Below are 22162 nucleotides of genomic sequence, written 5' to 3'. Positions count from 1 at the left end.
AGACCTCCGGGCTGACGGTCGCGTTGTCGGGTGCGGCGGGCAGTGCGCTGAACACGGCGGTGAGCACGGAGCAGGATGCGAAGAAGCAGAGCGACGGGCGTCTGGCGGCGCTGACCGGCACCAAGGCGGCGCTCTCGGGCGTGCAGGCGGGGCAGGCGGTGGCGCTGGCGGATGCGAAAGGCGAAGATTTAAAGAGCACGGTGGGCATTGGCGCGTCGCTGGGCAGCCAGAAGTCGTCGTCGGAGTCGCATCATCAGTCAGATACGGTGAGCGGTTCGACGCTGTCGGCGGGGAATAACCTCTCCGTGACCGCGACGGGCAAAGGCAGCGGCGCCACTAACGGGGATATCCTGATTGGCGGCAGTCAGCTGAAAGCCGACGGCGACACCACGCTTAGCGCAGAGCGCGACGTGCTGCTGGCGGGCGCGGCGAATACGCAGGAGACGACGGGCAAGAACAGCAGCAGCGGCTTCGGCGTGGGGGTGGATGTTTCCTTCGGACAGGAAACCAACGTTGCGGTATCAGCCAACGCCAACAAGAGCAAAGGCTCGGAGAAGGGCAACGGTACGCAGTGGACGGAGACGACGGTCGACAGCGGCAAGACGGTGAGCATCATCAGCGGGCGCGACACGACGCTGGCCGGCGCGCAGGTGAGCGGCGAGAAGGTGGTGGCGGACGTCGGCCGTGACCTGACGCTTTCCAGCCAGCAGGACAGCGATTACTATGACTCGACGCAGAGCAGTGTGTCGGGTGGTGTCTCGGTGCCGATAGGGTCGGGGCTAGGTGGTGGTCTGCAACTGTCGGGCAGCCGTGACAAACTGCACAGCAACTATGACTCGGTGCAGGAGCAGACGGGGATTTACGCCGGCGAGGGCGGTTTTGATATCACGGTCGGCAAGCATACCCAGCTTGACGGCGCGGTGATAGCGAGCACGGCGGATGAGAGTAAGAACCGGCTGGATACCGGTACGCTGGGTTTTGATAACATCCATAACCAGGCGGACTTCAAGACGGAGCACCAGGGCGGCAGTTTTAGCACCGGTAGCGGTATTTTAGGTAGTGCGCTTGGCAACGCGGGCAACCTGGCGTCGATTGGCGGGAACAATGAAGGGCATGCCTCAGGCACCACGCAGTCGGCGGTGTCTGGCGGTAGCGTGGTGATTCGTGATGAAGCGAATCAGAAGCAGGACATCGCGGACCTGAGCCGAGACCCGGAGAATGCGAACGGCAGCATTGCGCCTATCTTTGATAAAGAGAAGGAGCAGAACCGGCTGAAGGAGATTCAGCTAATCGGGGAGATAGGGGCGCAGGTTGGGGATGTGATTCGCACGCAGGGTGAGATAGCGGCCAGCAAAGCGCAGAATGATCCGAAAGCGCAACAGGCCGCGAAAGATCTGCTGGTCTCGCAAGGAATTAAAGACCCAACGCCGAAGCAAATATCAGACCAGGTTAATGCTACGGTAATGCAGCAGTATGGCACCGGCAGCGATCTACAAAAGGCGGCGCAGGCGGTGACCGGTATCCTGACGGGCCTTGCCGGTGGGGATATTGGTAAAGTGTTGGCCGGTGCCAGTGCGCCTTATCTGGCGGCGGAAATCAAGAAACAACTGGGGAACGATAACCCGGCGGCGAGCGCGATGGCGCATGCGGTGGTCGGTGGGATCATCGCCGAACTGCAGGGCAATCGTACTGCATCCGGAGCCGCAGGTGCGGTCGGCGGTGAGCTGGCCGCACTGGCGATCATGAAGGCGTACTATCCGGGCAAGACGGCAGAGATGTTGACGGAGAGGGAGAAGCAGACGATCGTCGGGCTGGCGACAATAGCTGGCGGGCTGGCCGGGGGGGTAGCCGGAAACAGTACGGCGAATGTGGTGGCCGGAGCGCAGGCAGGAAATAATGCGGCGAGCAATAACGCAGTTGTTATCCCAATTCCTGTTCCACCACCGGTAGCGGGTTCTAATACCGGTGTAAATGGGGCAGGAGGTAATGAAGCCTGGGATACGGATGACGGTTCGGATCCCACTAAATCACGGGAAGAAAACACGCATAATCCGAATCTCGGTCAGGATGAAACCGCGAAGGAAATTGCCGGCGATGGCGGAACAAACTCAACGCCGCCGGATTGGGAGCCTGATGATGAACAAAACGCCAGAAATAAGGAACTGGCCGAGTATCAGCAGCAGAATCGATTTAATGAACTGACAAAGATCTATGACAAGGGGCATTCAGCTCAGGAATTGACGATCGATGGGCAGACAATCCGTCAAGGCGAGGGTGCCAGTCGTTACGGCACGACAAAGATCTTTGAGAGCCAGAACCTAACTGACAAGCAGATTTATAACTATGTGCAGGAGTTAACGGGTAATACGCCGCTTCAGCAGGTGAGGCCAGGTATTTACACCGCTAAACTTGGTGACGGAACAACAGTGACATTACGTAGTGTTTCAACTTCAGAAGTTCAAACAGGAGCGAGGTGGACTGTTGATATCAAAGGTAATAATCAATTAGGTGATGTAGCTAACAAGTATAAGACTGGCGTGGAAATTAAGTTTAGGTGACTTATGTTGAATGAGGATAACTTTGACGATTTATGCGAGGCCTTGGAGGGGCGCAATCTTCAAGTTGGTTGGTGGTCAACAGAGACTTTCGTAAATGAATATGATGCTAGGACTAAATACTTTTTTTGGCTGCTTGAACGTCTTTTGAAAGAGGGACGTATCAGACTCGCCAAACATGGCAAGTTCCTTGAAGGAAGCGTGGATGAACAGTTAGAACGCTTCCGGCAGACGTTCCCCAAAACGGAAGCCGAGATGGAAGACGGTATCTGGTTCTTTGATGAGGAATGTCCCGGCGGGGCCGTCTGGGTGCTTGAGGATGGCTCTCTGGAGTGGACTTAACTAAACAGCTCGGTCAGAATAACCGAACTTCTGTCCGTTAATGCCAGCCTTCAGCCAAACGGACCCGGATCATCCCCGGTGCAGCAGCTAGCCACGTGCCGGCCAGATACAGCGCGCCGTCGTCACGAACTGCGTCAACAGCCAGCGCCAGATCTTCGCTGTGGCAAAGTTCCAGTCATAGCTGCTCATCGGGAACCGATGTTACCCAAATCATCTGATGTGCTAGCTGGATCTTAACCGGCGTTCCTGCCACAAAGCCGTTCTGCGCCAGCTGCGAGCCGCGTAACTTCAGCTCCGGAAAATCCGCATCATGGCGGTAGCTTATCTCTATAACGCCCCTCCGTGACAACCAGTCTGCCGGGTAGCCCTTCAGCCACTGACCTCCACCCAATAGAGCTTCATATTTTCTGTTCAGTGTTGTGGCTGACCTCCCCTCTTTAAACAGGACATGTGTAAATGTAAGTACCCCACGAAACCGAACCATTCACTTTTAGAGATCTTCCACCATACTGAGAATGTTCCCTGAGGAGCCAGCCCGTAATTCTATATTCCCCCATCCCTCATGCCTGGCGTCCACAGCAACCGGCTCCCCGGTACAGCCCGCCAACTTCCCCTCACAACTCCCGGACAGAAATCCCCAACCGCTGCATTCTTGACAACAGCGTCGTCCGCTTCAGCCCCAGCTTCACCGCTGCGCCGCGCGGCCCCGCCACGATACCGTTCGTTTCGCGCAACGCCTGAATGATACGCTGCCGTTCCTCGTCGTCGGTTTCCGGTGGCGGCAGTTCATGGCTTTTCTTCTCAGCAACGATTTCCGGCTCCGCTACGGGAGCGGCGGATTGCAGCTCATGCAACTGAATATTCAGCGTCGAACCACGTGTCAGAATAACGGCGCGTTCGATGACGTTTTCCAACTCCCGCACGTTGCCCGGCCAGGGGTATTGGCTTAGCTGACGCAGGGCAGCGCTGGGAATGCTGTCGATCGTGCGGTTCATCCGGCGGGCGATTTTCTGGGTGAAGAATTTTGCCAGCAGCGGAATGTCTTCCGGCCGCTCGCGCAGCGGCGGGATCAGAATGGGGAAAACATTCAGCCGGTAGTAAAGATCGCTGCGGAATTCGCGGTCTGCGGCCATTTGCTTCAGATCGCGGTTGGTGGCGGCGATCAGGCGTACGTCTACCGGGATGACGGTGTTGCTGCCCAGACGTTCGATTTCCCGCTCCTGCAAAACGCGCAGCAGCTTAGGTTGCAGTTCCAGCGGCATATCGCCGATTTCGTCCAGGAACAACGAGCCGCCTTCGGCCATTTCGAAACGTCCGGCATGGGCGGTGGTCGCGCCGGTGAATGCGCCTTTGTCGTGCCCGAACAGATCGCTTTCCAACAGGCCCGAAGGTACGGCGGCGCAGTTCATTTTGATCATCGGGCCTTTACCGCGTGGGCTGAGTTTATGGATCGCCCTGGCGATCAGCTCTTTACCGGTGCCGGTTTCACCGAGGATCAGCACCGTACTGTCGCTGGCGGCGACCATTTCTACCTGCTCCAGTACCGTGCGCATCGCCTCGCTTTGGCAGAGGATATCGCTGAGGTTGCCGTTGTTCTGGATTTGCGCGTTCAACCAAATATTTTCATGCTTCAGGCTGTCTTTCAGGCGGGTGATCTGGCCGTAAGCATCGGCGTTGTCCACCGCAATCCCGATACGTGCCGCGATTTGGCGCAGCAGGGGGAGGTTATCGCCCTGAAAGGGCGCATCCCGCTCGTGAGCCAGAATCAGGACGCCGATCGGCTTGTGGTTGAACGCCAGCGGCAGCAGGCAGACGGCGCTCAGGCTTTTATCTTTCAGCTCACCACACAGGAATTCAGGCGCACCGGTATCTCCGGAAAGGTTAAGCAGCATGGGCTGATTATCGTTGAGCGTTTGTTCGACCGCGGAGCCTTTCAGCGGCAGTTTTTTCTGCTCATGGCGTGCTGCTTCGCCCGGCGCATAGTAGCTGGCGTAGACGTCGAAATCCGGCTGCTTGCCGCGGTTACGTAGGGCCATGCTGATGTAATGAATACCGAAAAAACGGTGAATCTCTTTGGCGACTTCGGCGACCAGGGCATCCATTTCCAGATGAGACAAAACGGAGTTTGTGACATCAACCAGAATGCGGAAATGATCGCGCTGATGGCGCAGCGCCTGCTGCCGGAGAAGTTGCGTCAGTACGCCGTCGGCCAGTTGGGAAATCGCGTCTAAAAAATGGTGCTCCCACGCGGTGAATCTGCTGCCATGGTCATGGATAAAATACAACTTCCCCTGAATCACCGCCGTCAGCGAAACAACGTGTCCGTTGCCGGGCGTGATGTCTGCATAGTCGCCGAAGTGGCTTTGGCCGTTTTGGCGGTCATAGCGCCATATGCCATGACCGGGCAGATGCATCTCAATGCTATGGCACGGAGAAAGCGGGGGGAAAAAGGCGGCAAGTGCGGACAGCAGCGACGGGATGTCGGGTTGCCGTTGCAGGGAAGCGGCAGCCTGTATCAGCAGATCCTGGCTGATATTCTCGTTACTGATATCGGGCGAAAGATTGGGTAACGTCATCGTAGCGTACTGCGGCCTGAAATTTGCCTGCATAGTAATACATCCTGGTCAGGATAATATAAATCAACTGGTGAAATTTGATCTGAACCGGTGTTTCCGATTCTTGTCACGTCAATTTATGGGCAAAAGCCCTATGGCAACGTCCTGTTTTTCTTTATCACGCCAGTATCATTTTGCGACGTCCGGCGGTTAATGTGAGTTAACCGCGTCCCGATCAAAACGCGTCCGGCAGGGGGCGGGTAGAATTTTAACGACGTAAAGCAAGGCATCCGTGTCGTCATTAGTGTCGAAACTGTCGATATGAGCAGCGTCAGCGGAGACGGGCATGGCACGGGAAGGGGCGAACTCCCGGATTTACAGCGAACAGCTAAAACTGGCACAAAGTGTGCTTTATGTTTTACAGACAGCGTTATAGCCAGAAAATGACCAAGCAATATTACCAAACAATGTGAGCGAAGATCAGGCTTGGCTTGATCTGTTAATAATAAAGAATCAGGAGTGAAATGATGAACCGGTTCATCATCGCGGATCCGAAGAAATGTATAGGCTGCCGTACCTGCGAAGTCGCATGCGTTATGGCCCACCATCCCGACGGCGATCTTGATTCGCTGGACGTGGGCAATTTCTCGCCGCGCATTCATGTGATAAAGGGGTACAACGTCAGCACCGCCGTGGTTTGCCGGCAGTGTGAAGACGCGCCTTGCGCCAACGTCTGCCCTAACGGCGCCATCAGCCGCCGGGATGACTTCATTTATGTTTCGCAGGAAAAATGCATCGGCTGCAAAACCTGTGTGGTGGCCTGCCCGTACGGCACGATGGAAGTGGTTAACCGGGCATTGCCCCGTGGAGACGGCGCGCTGGCGGTGTCGGCCACCAAAGCGGAGGCCAATAAATGCGACCTGTGCCATACCCGCGACGGCGGTCCCGCCTGCGTCGAGGTGTGCCCGACGGAAGCCCTGCGCTGCGTTGACCCGCGCGCGATGCAGAGCATGATTCAGGAGAAACGCCGCCGCGCCGCGCTGGACACCGCCGCGGATCTGTTGTTCTGATCCTTTTGCCGGTTGATGTGAGTCGTTTGTGATTCACATCAATCCGCATGCTTCAGGGCATTTGTCGTTATTTGACCGACATTCTGCCTCACGTCAAAGTTACGGCCCGGAAAATTTCCGATAATAATTACCATAACGGGCGCCGGCTGGTGCCATCTGTCGTTTTGGTTCAGGAGTTATCTTTGGGGCATCAGGCAATTGCACTGCGGATTAAGGGCAAGGTGCAGGGCGTAGGGTTTCGTCCCTTCGTCTGGCAATTGGCCCGGCGCCTGGGGTTGCAGGGGGAAGTCAGCAATGATGCGCAAGGCGTGCTGGTGGCGTTGCGCCTGCCCGCGGACGTAAGCGCCTTTTGCGCATTGCTGCGGCATGAGTGCCCGCCGCTGGCCCGGATCGACAGTATTGATGAACAGCTCTGGCACGGTGGTGAACTGCCGGATGATTTTCTTATCGTCCACAGCGGCCAGGGTAAAATGGACACCCAAATCGTGCCGGACGCGGCGACCTGTCCGGCCTGCCTGCAAGAAATGGCGACGCGCAGCGACCGCCGCTATGCTTATCCTTTTATCAACTGTACGCACTGTGGGCCGCGTTTCACCATTATTCGCGCTATGCCTTATGACCGCCCTTTCACTTCAATGTCGGTATTTCCCTTGTGTGAGCGCTGTGCGCGGGAGTACCGCGATCCGGCGGACCGTCGCTTCCATGCCCAGCCGGTCGCCTGCCCGGACTGTGGTCCGCAGATTATGAGCTGCCGGCGGGACGGAGAAGACGCAGCCTATGGGGAAGCTGCCTGGGCGCAGATTGTTGAAACGTTGCTGGGCGGCGGAATTGTTGCGGTGAAAGGGATTGGCGGTTTTCATCTTGTTTGCGATGCCCAGAATCCGGATACGGTAAGTCGCTTACGCGAGCGCAAACACCGCCCCGCGAAGCCGCTGGCTGTTTTGCTGCCGGATGAGCGCTGGCTTGCCGTTTACGCCAGAGCGCCGGTCACGCCGGACATCGTGGCGTTACTGAAAAGCCCGGCGGCGCCGGTGGTGCTGATCGCCGCTTCAGAGCAGGTGCCGGCCGGGTTAGCGCCGGGGTTGGACGAAGTCGGCGTAATGCTGCCTTCCAACCCCCTGCATCATTTGCTGGTGCAAAAGATGCAACGTCCGCTGGTTATGACCTCGGGCAACACCAGCGGACTGCCGCCGGCGCTCAGCGACGAGCAGGCGCTGGCGGATCTGCGTGAGATTGCCGATCTCTGGCTGCTGCATAACCGCGAGATCTTGCAGCGTGCCGATGATTCCGTGGTGCGCTGCCTGCCTGACGGGGCCGAAGTGTTGCGGCGTGCGCGGGGCTACGTTCCGGACGCCATCGATCTTCCCCCCGGTTTTAACAACCTGCCGGCTATCGCCGCCGCCGGCGGAGATTTGAAAAATACGTTTTGCCTGCTGCGCGGAAACCGCGCCGTGCTGAGCCAGCATTTGGGCGATGTCGCCGATGAACGGGTGTTACGGCAGTACGACGCCACCTGGGCGCTGTTCCGTCAGATTTATGATTTCACGCCGGAACAATGGGTGTGCGATGCGCATCCCGGTTATGTGACTCACCGGTTGACGCAGGAGCGTGCGCGCCGCGAAGGCGTTCCCTGTCACACCGTCCTGCACCATCACGCGCATCTGGCGGCCTGCATGGCGGAGTACGGCATTCCTTTGGATGCGCCGCCCGTGCTGGGCATGGCGCTGGACGGCATCGGCTATGGCGAAAACGGAGAGCTGTGGGGCGGCGAATGCCTGCGTGCGGACTACCGCAGCGTCCGGCGCCTCGGCGGTTTACCGGCTGTGGCTCTGCCCGGCGCAGACGCCGCGGCGCGTCAGCCGTGGCGCAACCTGTTGGCGCAGATGCTGCGCTTCGTACCTGACTGGCAGCAGCGCCCGGAGGCATTTTCCATTTTGCAGAATACGTGGCAACCGCTGGCGAAAGCGGTGGAGCGGGGGATTAACAGCCCGCAGATTTCTTCCGCCGGGCGTTTGTTCGATGCGGTTGCCGCGGCGCTGGGGATCAGCGCGCAGCGGCAAAGCTGGGAAGGCGAGGCCGCCTGCGGCCTGGAGGCGCTGGCCTGGCAAAGCGGTGATGAAGAATTTCCCGTCACGATGAGCGTGAACGGGGAAGGGGCGCTGGAAATGGCGATGTTCTGGCGGCAATGGCTGGATTTTCGCGCCGCGCCGGCGCGCCGGGCGCGGGCTTTCCATCACGCGCTGGCGGCGGGCATTGCCGCGCTGATCCGCTTTCACGCCGCGGCGCATGAGCGTACGGTGGTGTTGTCCGGCGGCGTCTGGCATAACCGCTTGCTGCGTTGCCGGTTGCAGCGGGAATTGGCGGATTTCACCCTGCTTTTCCCCTGCGCTTTACCGGCCGGCGACGGCGGGTTGGCGCTGGGGCAGGCGGTAATCGCGGCGGCGCGCTGGATTGAGTGCGAGAAGGATCGCAAAGACGGCGCGTCGCCGATACAAGATAGCGCCGATAATGGTACAAGTTAGCTCACTTTTTTTACGGGTAATGCCGTGACCGGCGCTACCACAGGAAACCAAACATGCATGAAATCTCATTGTGTCAAAGCGCGCTGGAAATCATCGAGCGTTATGCCCGTGAGAATCGCGCGCGGCGCGTGACCGCGGTCTGGCTGGAAATCGGCGCGTTGTCCTGTATTGAGGCTGATGCACTGAGCTTCAGTTTTGATATTGTCTGCCGCGATACGCTGGCTGAGGGTTGCCGGTTGCATATCAGCACGATACCGGCCAGAGCCTGGTGCTGGGATTGCAGCTCGGCGATCTCCGTTGAACGCCATGATGCGGGCTGCCCGAACTGCGGCAGCCGTAATCTGCGTGTCGATGGCGGTGATGACATGCAGATTAAACAAATAGAAATAGAGTAACCATTCACCCGGGAGTCGAATTATGTGTACAACCTGTGGCTGCGCGGCCGGGGAACAGCGCATTGAAGGCGACGATCATCACGATCACGCCCATTCTCATCATCACGATCATCCGCATGCGCACCCTCATGAACATCATCACGGGCAACCGCAAACGATCGTTGTTCATCACCACTACCACCACAGTGGCGACGTGCATCATCATCACTATCATGGCGCGCCTGAGGCGGAACGCGAAGAAGCCGGGCATTCCCACGCACATCATCATGGGCATGAGCATTCTCATGAGCACGGGCATCATCACAGCCACGATCATCAGCACGGGCACGAATTTCGCCCTAAAGTTATTTTTGCGCCGCAGCGCCGGAATAACGACCTGGACTACGGCCAGGGCGAAGCGGGTGGGCACGCGCCCGGTATGACGCAGCGCCGCATGGTGCAGATTGAACAGGACGTGCTGAGCAAGAACAACCAGATTGCGGCGCATAACCGCGAGCACTTCGAAAAGCAGCATATTCTGGCGCTGAATCTGGTCTCCAGCCCGGGTTCGGGCAAAACCACGCTGCTGACCGAAACGCTGAAACGTATTTCCGCCAAACATGCCTGTGCGGTGATTGAAGGCGACCAGCAAACCACCAACGATGCGGAACGTATCCGCGCGACCGGCGTGCCCGCCATTCAGGTGAATACCGGTAAAGGCTGCCACCTGGACGCCCAGATGGTACATGATGCCATGCACCGCCTCGCACCGCAGGACAACAGCCTGCTGTTTATCGAAAACGTGGGCAACCTGGTTTGCCCCGCGGGGTTTGACCTGGGCGAACGTCACAAGATTGCCGTACTGTCGGTGACGGAAGGGGAAGATAAGCCCCTGAAGTATCCGCATATGTTTGCGGCTTCTTCGCTGATGATCATTAACAAGATTGATTTGCTGCCTTATCTGAATTTTGACGTGGATGCCTGTATCGCCAACGCGCAGCGCATTAACCCGCAGATCAAGGTGATCCGTCTTTCCGCTACCGGCGGCGAAGGCATGGACGCGTGGCTGTCGTGGTTGGAGTCGGAATTATGTGCTTAGGCGTACCGGGAAAAGTGGTTCAGGTCGGCGACGACATTCATCAGATGGCGCAGGTTGACGTCTGCGGTGTACGGCGTGATGTGAATATTGCCCTGATCTGCGAGGGCGAAACCAAAGACATGCTGGGCAAATGGGTTCTGGTGCATGTCGGTTTTGCGATGAGCATCCTGAGCGAGGAGGAGGCGCAGGAAACGATGGCGGCGCTGACGGCGATGGGCGAGGTTGAAGAAGACGTGCAGGCGTTTTTGCGCGGCGGGAGCGACGGTGATGCAGTACGTTGATGAGTTCCGCGACCCGGCGCTGGCCAGGGCGTTGGTTAAACGTATTCATGCCAGAGTAAAAAGCCTGCCGGAAGGGCGGCGTTTGCCCCTGCAACTGATGGAAGTGTGTGGCGGGCATACCCACGCGATTTTTAAATTCGGTATCGATCAACTGCTGCCGCCGGAAATTGAGTTCGTACACGGTCCGGGTTGCCCGGTATGCGTACTGCCGATGGGCCGTATTGACGCCTGTACTGAAATCGCCCGCCATCAGGACGTCATTTTTTGTACATTCGGCGACGCCATGCGGGTGCCGGGTCGCAATGGTTCCCTGCTCGATGCCAAACGCACGGGCGCGGACGTGCGTATCGTGTATTCGCCGATGGATGCCCTGACGCTGGCGCGCCAGACGCCGGATAAACAGGTGGTGTTTTTTGGCCTGGGGTTTGAAACCACCATGCCCAGCACCGCCGTGACGCTTCAGCAGGCCAAGGCGCTGAACGTGGAAAACTTCAGCGTGTTCTGCCAGCACATTACCATTACGCCGACGCTGCGCAGCCTGCTGGAGCAGCCGGATGTACGTATCGATGGTTTTCTGGCGCCGGGACACGTCAGCATGGTGATTGGCGCTGAACCCTACCGCTTTATTTGCGACGAGTTCCATAAGCCGCTGGTGATTACCGGTTTCGAACCGCTGGATATCCTCCTGGCGCTCGACATGCTGATTGCGCAGCTCGCCGAAGGGCGCTGCGAGGTCGAAAACCAGTACCGGCGCATCGTGCCGGATGAAGGCAACCGTCTGGCCCAGAAGGCGTTGGCGGAGGTTTTCGTTACCCGCGACAGCAGTGAGTGGCGGGGGCTGGGAGAGATTGCGCATTCCGGCGTGGCGCTGGCTCCGGCTTACGCCGGGTTTGATGCTGAGCTGCGTTTTAACCCGCAGGCGCAAAAAGTGGCTGACGATCCGCGCGCGCGCTGCGGCGAGGTACTGACCGGCCGCTGCAAACCGGCGGATTGCCCCTTATTCGATGCGGGCTGTAATCCGCAGAATGCCTTCGGCGCCCTGATGGTGTCATCCGAAGGAGCCTGTGCGGCGTTCTATCAATACCGGCGGGGAATGAATGCATGAGTAATGCGATGAATGAAGCGGTGATTACCATGGCGCACGGCAGCGGCGGGAGGGCGATGCAGGAGCTGCTGGATTCGCTGTTTCTGCCGTTGTTCAGCAACCCGGCGCTGGATGAGCGTGAAGATCAGGCGCGTCTTCCGGTTGAGACACTGGCGCGGGCCGGCGATCGCCTGGCTTTCAGCACTGACAGCTACGTGATTGATCCCATTTTCTTCCCCGGCGGCGATATCGGCAAACTGGCGGTATGCGGCACCGTGAACGACGTCGCGGTCGGCGGGGCGCAGCCGCTGTACCTGTCATGCGGCTTTATTCTGGAAGAGGGGCTGCCGCTGACCGATTTGGAACGCATCGTGCGCAGCATGGCGGAAACAGCCCGTGCCGCCGGGGTGCAGATCGTTACCGGAGACACCAAGGTGGTGCAGCGCGGCGCGGCGGACAAAGTGTTCATCAACACCGCGGGTATTGGCGCTATTCCGGCCGGCCTGGCGTGGGGCGTCAGCCAGATCCGTCCCGGCGATCGTCTGATTGTCAGCGGTACGCTGGGCGACCATGGCGCCACCATCCTCAACCTGCGTGAACAGCTGGGGCTTGAAGCCGGGCTGAGCAGCGACTGCGCCGTACTGACGCCGCTGATCGCGCCGCTGAGAGACATTCCGGGCGTCAGGGCGTTGCGTGACGCGACGCGCGGCGGCGTTACGGCGATTCTGCATGAGTTTGCGCAGGGCAGCGGTTTTGGTGTGGAAATTTCAGAGCAATCATTGCCGGTGAAAGAGGTGGTGCGCGGCGTCTGTGAATTGCTGGGGCTGGAACCGCTGAACTTTGCGAATGAAGGTAAGCTGGTGATTGCCGTTGCGCCGGAAGCGGAACAGGCGGTGCTCGACAGCCTGCATTCTCATCCGCTGGGGCGGGATGCGGTCACGATTGGCAGCGTCACTGAGCGGGCCTCCGTAAGGCTGAACGGGATCTTCGGCACCTCGCGTTTGCTGGATTTACCGCACAGCGAGCCGTTGCCGCGGATCTGCTGATCGTCTCTTCAATCTCTTAAAAAAACGCCGGTCTGTTTACCGGCGTTTTTTCTTCTGCATTATCCTCTCGGCGGCGTCACCGAATGCCGGCAGACCAGCGTCGGGCTGAACATATTGGTAATGTCCGGCAGCGGTTGCTGTGCGGCTAATGCCAGCGCCAGCTCGGCAGCCTGCGTCGCCATGGCGACCACCGGGTAACGGATGGTGGTCAGGCGCGGGCGCAGGTAACGGGAAATCAATACGTCATCGAAGCCAATCAGGGAAACCTGCCCCGGTACGTCAATGCTGTTGTCACTCAGCACGGAGAGGGCGCCCGCCGCCATCGGGTCGTTATAGCAGGCGACGGCGGTCAGGTTTTTGCCGCGTCCGAGCAGCTCGGTCATTGCCAGCTCCCCGCCGACTTCATCCGGGCTGCCGTAGGCAATCATCCGCTCATCCACCGGAATATCGTGTTCTTTCATGGCGTCAAGGTAGCCCTGCAGGCGATCGCTGGCGTCGGAGATCGGGTGGGTCGAGCAGATGTAGCCAATGCGCCGGTGCCCTTGCTGAATCAGGTGGCGCGTCGCCAGCCAGCCGCCGTAGCGATCGTCCAGCGCCACGCAGCGATTGGCGAATTCCGGCAGCGTGCGGTTAATCAACACCATGCCGGGAATCTGCCGCATCAGCTGCGTCAGTTCCTGATCGGGGATCATTTTGGCATGTACCACCAGCGCCGCGCAGCGGTGGCGGATAAGTTGTTCAATGGCCTGACGTTCTTTGTGATCGTCGTGATAGCCGTTGCCGATCAATAAGAAATTGCCGGTTGCGTAAGCGACCTGCTCGACGGCTTTAACCATCGCGCCGAAAAAAGGATCGGAGACGTCGGAGACGATCAGGCCAATCGTTTCAGTAGACTGCTGAGCCAGGGCTCTGGCGTTGGCATTGGGGTGATATTGCAGTTGCTCCATGGCGTCAAGCACCGCTGTGCGCGAGCTGTCGCTGGCTTTCGGTGAATTGTTAATAACGCGGGAGACCGTGGCTACAGATACGCCCGCAAGCCTGGCAACATCCTTTATGGTAGCCATGTGAATATCCGGAATGAAGAAGGGTAAACGGTTACATCGCTCCAGTGTTGCGGAAATTACCGGACGCTGCAACCTTTCACGTCACACTGTTTATCTTCAGGTATCTTCATGGCGAAAAATCATCAGCGCTTACACGTTCTGGGGGGCGTTTTTGCCTGACGGTTTGCTTAGGGGGAAATAATTAATTAGCAAAGTACATGTTTTTGATGAATGTTTGAGCTGTTTTTTTCACCGCATTGTTGCAGGGGGTCCACACATTTTACAGATGGTTGCATTTGGAATGCGAATCTTGCCATTTCCGCATAGTGATCCACCGTCCCCTTCTCTAAAGTAAGAAGTCCCAGAGGTATTGATTGGTGATTGTTCGGTAGGTATGCCGGAAACTGATTCTGATATGCCTGTCGCAACCAACACATTACACCAACCTACGCGGATGCGTAGGTTTTTTTTTGCCTGAATTCTACACAGTTATCTCACCCACGCTATCGTATTTTCCATGACTGCTATAGTATTTGTGCTCATCGGGTAAGGTCTGTCCGGACCGTTCGCCTAAACATAGGGAGATGTGCATGTTTTACCGTTTTTTCCGTGCCTTATTTCAGTTCTTATACCGTATCCGCGTGACTGGCGCTGAACGTTCCTTCGACTACCCGAAGATTATCATTACCCCGAACCACCTCTCTTTTCTTGATGGAGCGCTGATTGCGCTGTTCCTGCCGGTGCGTCCGGTATTTGCGGTGTACACCTCCGTGGCGGACACCCGCACGATGAAGTTTGTCCGTCGTTTTATTGACGTAGTGCCGCTGGACCCCACCAAGCCGATGGCTATCAAGCATCTGATTCGTCAGGTGGAGATGGGGCGGCCGATCGTGATTTTCCCGGAAGGGCGGATTACAACGACCGGCTCCCTGATGAAAATTTATGACGGCGCGGCCTTCGTGGCGGCGAAAACCGGCGCCACGGTGATCCCCGTACGCCTTGAAGGCGCGGAGTTCTCGCCGTTTAGCCGGGTGCGCGGTCTGTTTCGCATCCGCCTGTTTCCGCAAATCACCATTAACGTGCTGCCGCCCACGCAGATCCCTATGCCGGATGCGCCAAGGGCGCGTGAGCGCCGGGCGCGGGCCGGCGAACATCTGCATGACATAATGATGGCTGCGCGTATGGCGTCTCAGCCTCAGCATACGCTGTATCAGGCATTGCTGGCGGCGATGAAGCGCTACGGCGCGGGTAAAGCGATCATTGACGATGTCAATTTCAAGGAAGACAGCTACCGGTCGCTGCTGAAAAAGATCCTCGGCGTCAGCCGCATTCTTGAACGCTTTACGGCGGAGAAAGAGCACGTCGGCGTGCTGCTGCCCAATGCCACCGTCGCGGCCGCGGCCATCTTCGGCGCCACCATGCGCAACCGGGTGCCCGCGATGCTGAACTATACGTCCGGCGTTAACGGCATTAAAAACGCCATGCTGGCGGCGAATATCAAGACGATCGTGACATCGCGCCAGTTTCTGGAGAAAGGCAACCTGACTCACCTGCCGCAGCAGGTGACCGAAGCGAACTGGGTTTACCTGGAAGATCTGAAAGACACGATAACGCGCGATGACAAACTGTGGGTGCTGCGCCATCTGCTGTTCCCGGCGCGCGCCATGCTGCCGCAACAGCCGCAGGACAATGCGGTCATTCTGTTTACGTCCGGCTCGGAAGGGTATCCCAAGGGCGTGGTGCATTCACATGCCAGTTTGATGGCGAACGTCGAACAGATCCGCACGGTGGCGGATTTCACGCCGCGCGATCGCTTCATGTCCGCTCTGCCGCTGTTCCACGCCTTTGGCCTGACGGCAGGGCTGTTGACGCCGCTGATGACCGGCAGCCGGGTGTTTCTCTATCCCAGCCCGCTGCACTATCGCGTGGTGCCGGAGCTGGTGTATGACCTGAACTGCACGGTGCTGTTCGGGACGTCGACCTTCCTCGGCAACTATGCCCGTTTCGCTCATCCTTACGACTTCGCCCGTCTGCGCTACGTGGTGGCGGGCGCAGAGAAACTTTCCTCCACGACGCAGAAAATCTGGCAGGAAAAATTCGGTATCCGCATCCTGGAAGGGTATGGGGTGACCGAGTGTGCGCCGGTGGTGTCCATCAACGTGCCGATGGCGACGAAACTGGGCAGCGTAGGGCGTATCTTACCCTCAATGGAGGCGCGCCTGATCACGGTGAACGGCATTTCGCAGGGCGGGCGCTTGCAGCTGCGGGGGCCGAACATCATGAAGGGCTATCTGCGGGTGGAGAATCCGGGCGTGCTGGAAGCGCCGTCGGCGGAGAATGCGCAGGGCGTGAAAGAAGAAGGGTGGTACGACACCGGGGATATCGTCACGCTGGACGACATGAACTATTGCACCATTCAGGGGCGTGTAAAACGCTTCGCCAAGCTGGCCGGAGAAATGGTGTCGCTGGAAAGCGTCGAGCAACTGGCGCTGCGCGCCTCGCCGGATGCCCAGCATGCCGCGACTTCCCGTGCCGACAGCAGCAAAGGGGAAGCGCTGGTGCTGTTTACCACAGATACCAACCTGAAGCGCGATGCACTGCTTGCCCAGGCGCGCGCGGCCGGCACGCCGGAACTGGCGGTTCCGCGTGATATCCGCTATATCAAAGCATTACCGCTGCTGGGCAGCGGCAAACCTGATTTCGTTACCCTGCGTCAGATGGCGGAACAATCCGCGGAGGAAGCCAATGCATGATTCAACCCAGACTGCGGAGCCGCTGCTGAACCGCAGTATGCTGGCGGTGATTCTGGCTCAGTTTTTTTCCGCGTTCGGCGACAACGCGCTGTTGTTCGCCACGCTGGCGGTGATTAAGCAGCAACTTTATCCGGACTGGAGCCAGCCGGTGTTGCAGATGGCGTTCGTTGCGACCTACATTCTGCTGGCGCCGTTCGTTGGGCAGATCGCCGACAGCTTCTCCAAGGGGCGGGTGATGATGGTCGCTAACTCGCTGAAACTGCTTGGCGCGCTGGTTATCTGTTTCGGGTTCAATCCGTTCCTGGGGTATACCCTGGTTGGCGTGGGGGCCGCGGCTTACTCACCGGCCAAGTACGGCATTCTGGGCGAAATTACCCGTGGCGATCAGTTGGTGAAAGCTAACGGATTGATGGAAGCATCGACCATTGCCGCGATCCTGATCGGTTCCGTTGCGGGCGGCGTGCTGGCTGACTGGCACATTCTGGCGGCGCTGGGGCTGTGCGTGGTGGTGTATGGCGCGGCGGTAGTGGCTAACTGGTTTATCCCGCGTCTTCAGGCAGCGCACCGTGCAGCGTCCTGGCGTCCGGGGCGGATGTTCAGCACGTTTACCGGCGCCTGCCGTACGTTATGGAATAACGATGATGCCCGTTTCTCCCTGGTGGGCACCAGCCTGTTTTGGGGCGCCGGGGTTACGCTGCGTTTTCTGCTGGTGCTGTGGGTGCCGGTGGCATTGGGCATTGCGGATAACGCCACGCCGACCATGCTGAACGCGATGGTGGCGGTGGGGATCGTCGCCGGTGCCGGCGCTGCGGCGCGCTTTATTACCTTGCAAACGGTGAAGCGCTGCCTGCCGGCGGGCGTGTTGATTGGCGTAACGGTTGTTATTTTCGCCCTGCAAAGCAGCATGACGTTCTCCTATCTGCTGTTGGTGCTGGTGGGGATTTTCGGCGGCTTTTTCGTCGTACCGCTCAATGCGCTATTGCAGGAGCGCGGCCGGGAAACCGTGGGCGCAGGCAATGCGATTGCGGTTCAGAACCTGGGTGAAAACGCCGCGATGCTGCTGATGCTGGGGCTTTATTCGCTGGTGGTGAAACTGGGTGCGCCGGTTATTGCCATTGGCGTGGGGTTCGGCGCCCTCTTTGCGCTGGCGATAGTCGGCGTATGGGCCTGGCAAATCGTTCGCACGAAGCGGATGAAAAAAGCGTCAGCCAGATAAAAAACAAAAGCCGGCGATATTGCCGGCTTTTTTAATTAGTCGCGTTCAGATAGGTTCAATCTCTGCCTGCGTTTATCCCTTCAGCTTTGCGGTGGCCGCGGCTTCCACGTTATCGATCTCATCCACCAGCTCCATCCATTCCGGCTCAAGATCCGGCACCGGTATGTCCTGCCTCAGTTGCTGTTCGATGTAGTGGCAAAGCTGTTTCAGGCGCGGTACGCCGCTGTAGCTGCAACTGCCGTGCAGTTTGTGGATCAAATCAAGGATGGTCGCATCGTCGGCGCCATCAATGATTTTCTGTACCCGTTCGCGCACCTGCGGTAAAAACTCGATCAGCATTTCCAGCAGGTCGCGCGCCAGCTCCTCTTTGTTCGCCGCCTGACGCAGCGCCAGCTCCCAGTCGAGGGAGAGGTTTTTGTCGCTGTGCGTCATCTGGGGTGGGGCGCTGGTTTCTATCGGCAGCACGTCATGGTGATAACGCGCCAGCAACTGGCGCAGCATGCTTTCATCAATAGGCTTAGCCAGATAGTCATCCATACCGGCGCGCAGCAGGCGATCGCGTTCGCCGTTCAGCGCGTGGGCGGTGACCGCGATGATGGGCGTGTCCGCATGGCGCGGCTGTTTACGGATAAACTCGCTGGTGCGGATGCCGTCCATTTCCGGCATCTGTATGTCCATCAGGATAATATCCAGATCGTTATCGCGCGCTTTGGCGATGGCCTCTTCGCCGCTGTGGCACAGCAGTGTGGTTTCCACCAGCTCTTCCAGCAGGGCGCCGATCAGTTTGAGGTTGGCGGGGTTATCGTCAACCGCCATAACCGTCAGCGGGAGCCGTTCCTCCGCGGCCTGCGGCAAAGATTTAGCCTGCGGCACCGGGCTTTCCACCAGGATCGGGAACAGGCGGTTGCTGCTCAGCGGCTTGGCGATGCAGCTTTCCACGCCGAGCGCCTTGATTCTGTCCATTTCAATCATGATATGGCTGGGCATGGCGAGCAGCGTACGATCTCCGAAACCCACCAGGGTATTGATTCTCTCGTAGTCAACCTGGTTGTTGATGTCAAAAGTGACCGGAACGCCGCCCAGCACGATGTCGTAGTGGGCATCCGGCGGCACCTGCAACAGCGAGGCGTGATAAACAACCTCCAGCGGCGTGCTTTGCAGCATGTCCATGGTGCACTGTGCCGCGGTCGGGTTGCCCTCAATATAAAGCATACGCAGCGACGCCAGGTGCTCCATCGCATAGTGACGATCCGGCGCGTTGTGATTCAGCTCCAGCTGAATATGGAACCAGAAGGTAGAACCTTTATGCGGCTGGCTGTGGAAGTTGATGTCGCCGCCCATCTCCTTAACCAGTTTCTGGGTGATGACCAGCCCCAGCCCCGTACCGCCGTGGCGGCGGGAAATACTGGCGTCGGCCTGGCGGAACGCCTGGAAAAGCTGTGACTGCTGGCGTTCGGAGATGCCGATACCGGTATCGTGCACCTGGACCTCCAGCTCAATATGCTGATAGGTGCTGCTGCGCAGTTCCACGCGGACATCGATGTTGCCTTTTTCGGTGAATTTGATGGCGTTGCCCAGCAGGTTGGTAAGCACTTGCTGGATGCGCATCGGGTCGCCGACAACGTAGTCGGGCACATCGCGCCGGATGTTGAGCGTTAGCTCCAGCCCTTTCTCATGGGCGCTCGGCGCCAGTAATATGGTCACTTCGTCCAGCGTTTCGCGCAGCGGGAACGGAATATGCTCCAGAACCAGCTTGCCGGCTTCCAGCTTGGAGAAGTCGAGCACGTCGTTAATGATGGTCAGCAGATTGTTGGCCGAGCGTTCGATGGTTTGCAGGTAATCGGTCTGGGTCGGCGTCAGGGGCGTTTTCAGCATCTGGCGGGTAAAGCCGATTACCCCGTTCAGCGGCGTGCGCAGCTCGTGCGACATATTAGCCAGGAACTCGGACTTGATGCGCGCCGCTTCCTGCGCGCGTTTTTTCGCCAGATCCAGCTCAACGTTCTGAATCTCCATCTGCTCCAGCGTTTCGCGCAGGTCGGACGTCGCCTGGTCGATGTTCTGCTGCATCTCTTCATGATAGGCGGTCAGCGACATCGCCATCGAGTTGATACCGTTTTTGAGCATATCAAGCTCGCCGAGCATGTAGCCCTCCACCCGGCTGTCGAGCTGGCCGCGGCGGATACGGTCTACGGTATTCACCATGTTGCGGATCGGCCCGGTCACGTCGCGCATCAGGCGGTAGGCGAACAACATGGCGATACACAGACAAATCACCAGCAATAAGGTGGCGACGAACACTTCTTTATATTGCTGCAGGCGCACCGAGCTTAGGTCCAGCTCAATGGCGATATAGCCCAACTGCTGGTTCAGGTTGGGGTTGGTGTCGTTATCTGAAAAATGATTCTCTGAAATGATCGGCGTACGCAGGATCAGCGAATCGCCCCGCTTGGCGAGCATTAAATCGGTCGGCATCGCCATGCCTTTGGGCAGCTGCAGCAGGGTATAGTTGTGATGATAGTTAGAGGTAACAAACAGGTTGTTCTGCGCGTCGAAAACGGCGATGGAGCGAACGATGTCGGAATGCCGCCGGTGCAGCAAACCAATCAGCTGACGTACCGCTTCCCGGCTGCGGAACGTCATGCCGTATTCACTGGCGACCGCCAGCGGCTCGATGATGCTGGCTCCTGAATTTACCAACTGCTCCTGAAGCTCATTGTAACGGTGCACCACAAAGAAGGTACTGAGCAACAACCCGATCAATAACGTAGGGGCCAGGATCAGTACCATCATGCGCGCGCGCAGGCTGTATTTGGTCATGGGGTTCCAATGTGGGAGAATTAGCGCCGTTCAATACATTAGAGTAAATCAATCGACATTATGGCGCTATTCTACTCTCCCGGCCGTCGCGTGGCGACCCGCCAGATCATAACTGTGACGATTAACGATCTTGACCCGTTTGGTCAGGGCGTCGCCCGTCATAACGGTAAAGCGATATTTATTGAAGGCGCGCTGCCCGGCGAACAGGCGGAAGTGCAGATCACGGAGGAGAAAAAACAGTTTTCCCGCGCCCGTGTGAAGCGCCTGCTGACGACGTCTCCTGAACGGGTTGACGCGCGTTGCCCCCATTTTGGCGTGTGCGGCGGCTGCCAGCAGCAGCATGCCTCCGGCGCCCTGCAACAGCGCAGCAAATCGGCGGCGCTGCAACGGATGATAGCGCGTGAAACCGGCCAGGACGTAGCGCCTGAGGCGGTGATCGCCGGGCCGGAATACGGATACCGCCGGCGCGCGCGGCTCGGCCTGCAATTTTTACCCAGGCAGCAAAAGCTGGCGATGGGGTTTCGCAAAGCGGCATCCGCCGAGCTGGTCGATATTCAGGTTTGCCCGGTGCTGGCGCCGGAGCTGGCATCGCTCTTGCAACCCTTGCGTATCTGCCTGAACAGCCTGAAGGCGGTGCGCCGCCTGGGGCATGCGGAGTTGGTGTTGGCCGATAACGGGCCGGTGCTGGTGTTGCGCCATCTTGACGCCCTGAATGAGGGCGATACGGCGCTTTTGCACAATTTTGGTGCAAAAGCAGGTTTGACGATTTATCTTGCACCCGATAGCGATCGATTGATTAAGTTGTGCGGTGAGGCACCGTATTATCAGGTGGATGATCTACGCTTGGCATTCAGTCCGCAGGATTTTATTCAGGTAAACGATGCGGTAAACCGACAAATGGTCGCGCAGGCGCTGGAGTGGCTGGACGTTCAGCCGGATGAGCGCGTGCTGGATCTGTTTTGCGGAATGGGGAATTTCACCCTGCCGCTGGCCCGGCGTGCTAAACAGGTAACGGGCGTGGAAGGCGTTGCTTCGCTGGTGGCGCAAGGGCAGTATAATGCGCAAAGTAATACGTTGAATAACGCGGAATTTTTTCACCATAATCTGGAAGAGGACGTCACCCGGCAACCCTGGGCGCAACGCGGATTTGAGAAGGTTCTGCTGGACCCCGCGCGCGCCGGCGCGGCCGGCGTTATGGCGCAGATTGCCAAGCTGGCGCCGAAACGCGTGGTTTACGTGTCCTGCAACCCGACCACGCTGGCGCGCGACAGCAAAGTATTGCTGGCGGCAGGATACCGTCTGGAGCGGGTGCGGATGCTGGACATGTTTCCCCATACCGGGCACCTGGAGTCTATGGCGTTATTTACGTTGGTTTCATGATTTCTCGAACTGAGCAAGGGAGAGG

15 protein-coding genes are annotated in these 22162 nt (G+C 58.4%); 12 read left to right on the top strand and 3 right to left on the bottom strand.

Annotated features, from left to right (window positions below; all coding sequences use genetic code 11):
- Together C8D90_RS20230 and C8D90_RS20225 are read left to right on the top strand one after the other, a co-directional pair.
- Positions 1–2558: hemagglutinin repeat-containing protein (locus C8D90_RS20230; RefSeq protein ID WP_196238525.1), on the top strand; the 2558-nt coding region annotated here is incomplete at its 5' end.
- Between the two features lie 3 nt (positions 2559–2561).
- Complete coding sequence (locus C8D90_RS20225) at positions 2562–2897, top strand: DUF596 domain-containing protein (RefSeq protein WP_115460276.1); 336 nt, start codon at positions 2562–2564, stop codon at positions 2895–2897.
- 614 nt (positions 2898–3511) lie between these two features.
- Here the strand turns inward: C8D90_RS20225 and C8D90_RS20215 are convergent.
- Complete coding sequence (locus C8D90_RS20215; protein ID WP_115460274.1) at positions 3512–5506, bottom strand: sigma 54-interacting transcriptional regulator; 1995 nt, start codon at positions 5504–5506, stop codon at positions 3512–3514.
- A 473-nt stretch (positions 5507–5979) separates the two neighbouring features.
- On the opposite strand from C8D90_RS20215, the gene hydN reads away from it, so the two are divergent.
- The 7 genes from hydN to hypE all read left to right on the top strand — a co-directional run bounded on the left by hydN (position 5980) and on the right by hypE (position 12928).
- On the top strand, positions 5980–6522 hold the full coding sequence (gene hydN / locus C8D90_RS20210) for an electron transport protein HydN (RefSeq protein ID WP_115460273.1): 543 nt from the start codon (positions 5980–5982) through the stop codon (positions 6520–6522).
- A 182-nt stretch (positions 6523–6704) separates the two neighbouring features.
- A complete protein-coding gene (gene hypF, locus C8D90_RS20205) occupies positions 6705–9044 on the top strand; it encodes a carbamoyltransferase HypF (RefSeq protein WP_162844435.1) in 2340 nt (779 codons plus the stop codon).
- 53 nt (positions 9045–9097) lie between these two features.
- Entirely contained in the window at positions 9098–9439 is a 342-nt protein-coding gene (gene hypA / locus C8D90_RS20200; RefSeq protein ID WP_115460271.1) for a hydrogenase maturation nickel metallochaperone HypA, read from the top strand.
- A gap of 22 nt (positions 9440–9461) precedes the next feature.
- Positions 9462–10517: a hydrogenase nickel incorporation protein HypB gene (gene hypB / locus C8D90_RS20195; RefSeq protein ID WP_115460270.1), complete on the top strand. Its 1056-nt coding sequence runs from the start codon at positions 9462–9464 to the stop codon at positions 10515–10517.
- Positions 10508–10798, top strand: a complete 291-nt coding sequence (hybG, locus tag C8D90_RS20190; RefSeq protein WP_115460269.1) for a hydrogenase maturation factor HybG — start codon at positions 10508–10510, stop codon at positions 10796–10798. The genes hypB and hybG overlap by 10 nt, the downstream gene beginning before the upstream one ends.
- Positions 10785–11903 (top strand): hydrogenase formation protein HypD, encoded by a 1119-nt coding sequence (gene hypD / locus C8D90_RS20185; RefSeq protein ID WP_115460268.1) that lies wholly within the window; start codon positions 10785–10787, stop codon positions 11901–11903. The genes hybG and hypD overlap by 14 nt, the downstream gene beginning before the upstream one ends.
- On the top strand, positions 11900–12928 hold the full coding sequence (hypE, locus tag C8D90_RS20180; protein WP_115460267.1) for a hydrogenase expression/formation protein HypE: 1029 nt from the start codon (positions 11900–11902) through the stop codon (positions 12926–12928). The genes hypD and hypE overlap by 4 nt, the downstream gene beginning before the upstream one ends.
- Before the next feature lie 59 nt (positions 12929–12987).
- Here hypE and galR read toward each other — a convergent pair whose 3' ends face one another.
- The gene (galR, locus tag C8D90_RS20175) at positions 12988–13992 is read right to left on the bottom strand and encodes an HTH-type transcriptional regulator GalR (RefSeq protein ID WP_115460266.1); all 1005 of its coding nucleotides are present in this window, start codon (positions 13990–13992) and stop codon (positions 12988–12990) included.
- A gap of 569 nt (positions 13993–14561) precedes the next feature.
- On the opposite strand from galR, the gene aas reads away from it, so the two are divergent.
- Both aas and lplT read left to right on the top strand, forming a co-directional pair.
- Positions 14562–16724, top strand: a complete 2163-nt coding sequence (gene aas, locus C8D90_RS20170; protein WP_115460265.1) for a bifunctional acyl-ACP--phospholipid O-acyltransferase/long-chain-fatty-acid--ACP ligase — start codon at positions 14562–14564, stop codon at positions 16722–16724.
- Positions 16717–17940 (top strand): lysophospholipid transporter LplT, encoded by a 1224-nt coding sequence (gene lplT / locus C8D90_RS20165; RefSeq protein ID WP_115460264.1) that lies wholly within the window; start codon positions 16717–16719, stop codon positions 17938–17940. Before aas ends, lplT begins: the two co-directional genes overlap by 8 nt.
- Positions 17941–18012: 72 nt before the next feature.
- Here the strand turns inward: lplT and barA are convergent, their stop codons facing one another.
- Positions 18013–20757 carry a two-component sensor histidine kinase BarA gene (gene barA / locus C8D90_RS20160; protein WP_115460263.1) on the bottom strand — a complete coding sequence of 915 codons (2745 nt, stop codon included), beginning with the start codon at positions 20755–20757 and terminating at the stop codon, positions 18013–18015.
- Positions 20758–20817: 60 nt separating this feature from the next.
- Between barA and rlmD the strand changes: the two genes are divergently transcribed.
- Positions 20818–22137, top strand: a complete 1320-nt coding sequence (gene rlmD / locus C8D90_RS20155; protein ID WP_115460262.1) for a 23S rRNA (uracil(1939)-C(5))-methyltransferase RlmD — start codon at positions 20818–20820, stop codon at positions 22135–22137.
- Positions 22138–22162: the final 25 nt, after the last annotated feature.

The organism is Enterobacillus tribolii, from assembly GCF_003363015.1.
Lineage (GTDB): Bacteria > Pseudomonadota > Gammaproteobacteria > Enterobacterales > Enterobacteriaceae > Enterobacillus > Enterobacillus tribolii.
This window is presented reverse-complemented; position numbering and strand designations above follow the sequence as displayed.

Excerpts from the sequence above, each read along its gene's own strand:
- hybG (WP_115460269.1), top strand. The coding sequence starts at position 10,508 with ATGTGCTTAGGCGTACCGGGAAAAGTGGTTCAGGTCGGCGACGACATT.
- aas (WP_115460265.1), top strand. The coding sequence starts at position 14,562 with ATGTTTTACCGTTTTTTCCGTGCCTTATTTCAGTTCTTATACCGTATC.
- C8D90_RS20225 (WP_115460276.1), top strand. The coding sequence starts at position 2,562 with ATGTTGAATGAGGATAACTTTGACGATTTATGCGAGGCCTTGGAGGGG.
- lplT (WP_115460264.1), top strand. The coding sequence starts at position 16,717 with ATGCATGATTCAACCCAGACTGCGGAGCCGCTGCTGAACCGCAGTATG.
- C8D90_RS20215 (WP_115460274.1), bottom strand. The coding sequence starts at position 5,506 with ATGCAGGCAAATTTCAGGCCGCAGTACGCTACGATGACGTTACCCAAT.
- hydN (WP_115460273.1), top strand. The coding sequence starts at position 5,980 with ATGAACCGGTTCATCATCGCGGATCCGAAGAAATGTATAGGCTGCCGT.
- hypD (WP_115460268.1), top strand. The coding sequence starts at position 10,785 with ATGCAGTACGTTGATGAGTTCCGCGACCCGGCGCTGGCCAGGGCGTTG.
- barA (WP_115460263.1), bottom strand. The coding sequence starts at position 20,757 with ATGACCAAATACAGCCTGCGCGCGCGCATGATGGTACTGATCCTGGCC.
- hypA (WP_115460271.1), top strand. The coding sequence starts at position 9,098 with ATGCATGAAATCTCATTGTGTCAAAGCGCGCTGGAAATCATCGAGCGT.
- galR (WP_115460266.1), bottom strand. The coding sequence starts at position 13,992 with ATGGCTACCATAAAGGATGTTGCCAGGCTTGCGGGCGTATCTGTAGCC.
- rlmD (WP_115460262.1), top strand. The coding sequence starts at position 20,818 with ATGGCGCTATTCTACTCTCCCGGCCGTCGCGTGGCGACCCGCCAGATC.
- hypB (WP_115460270.1), top strand. The coding sequence starts at position 9,462 with ATGTGTACAACCTGTGGCTGCGCGGCCGGGGAACAGCGCATTGAAGGC.
- hypE (WP_115460267.1), top strand. The coding sequence starts at position 11,900 with ATGAGTAATGCGATGAATGAAGCGGTGATTACCATGGCGCACGGCAGC.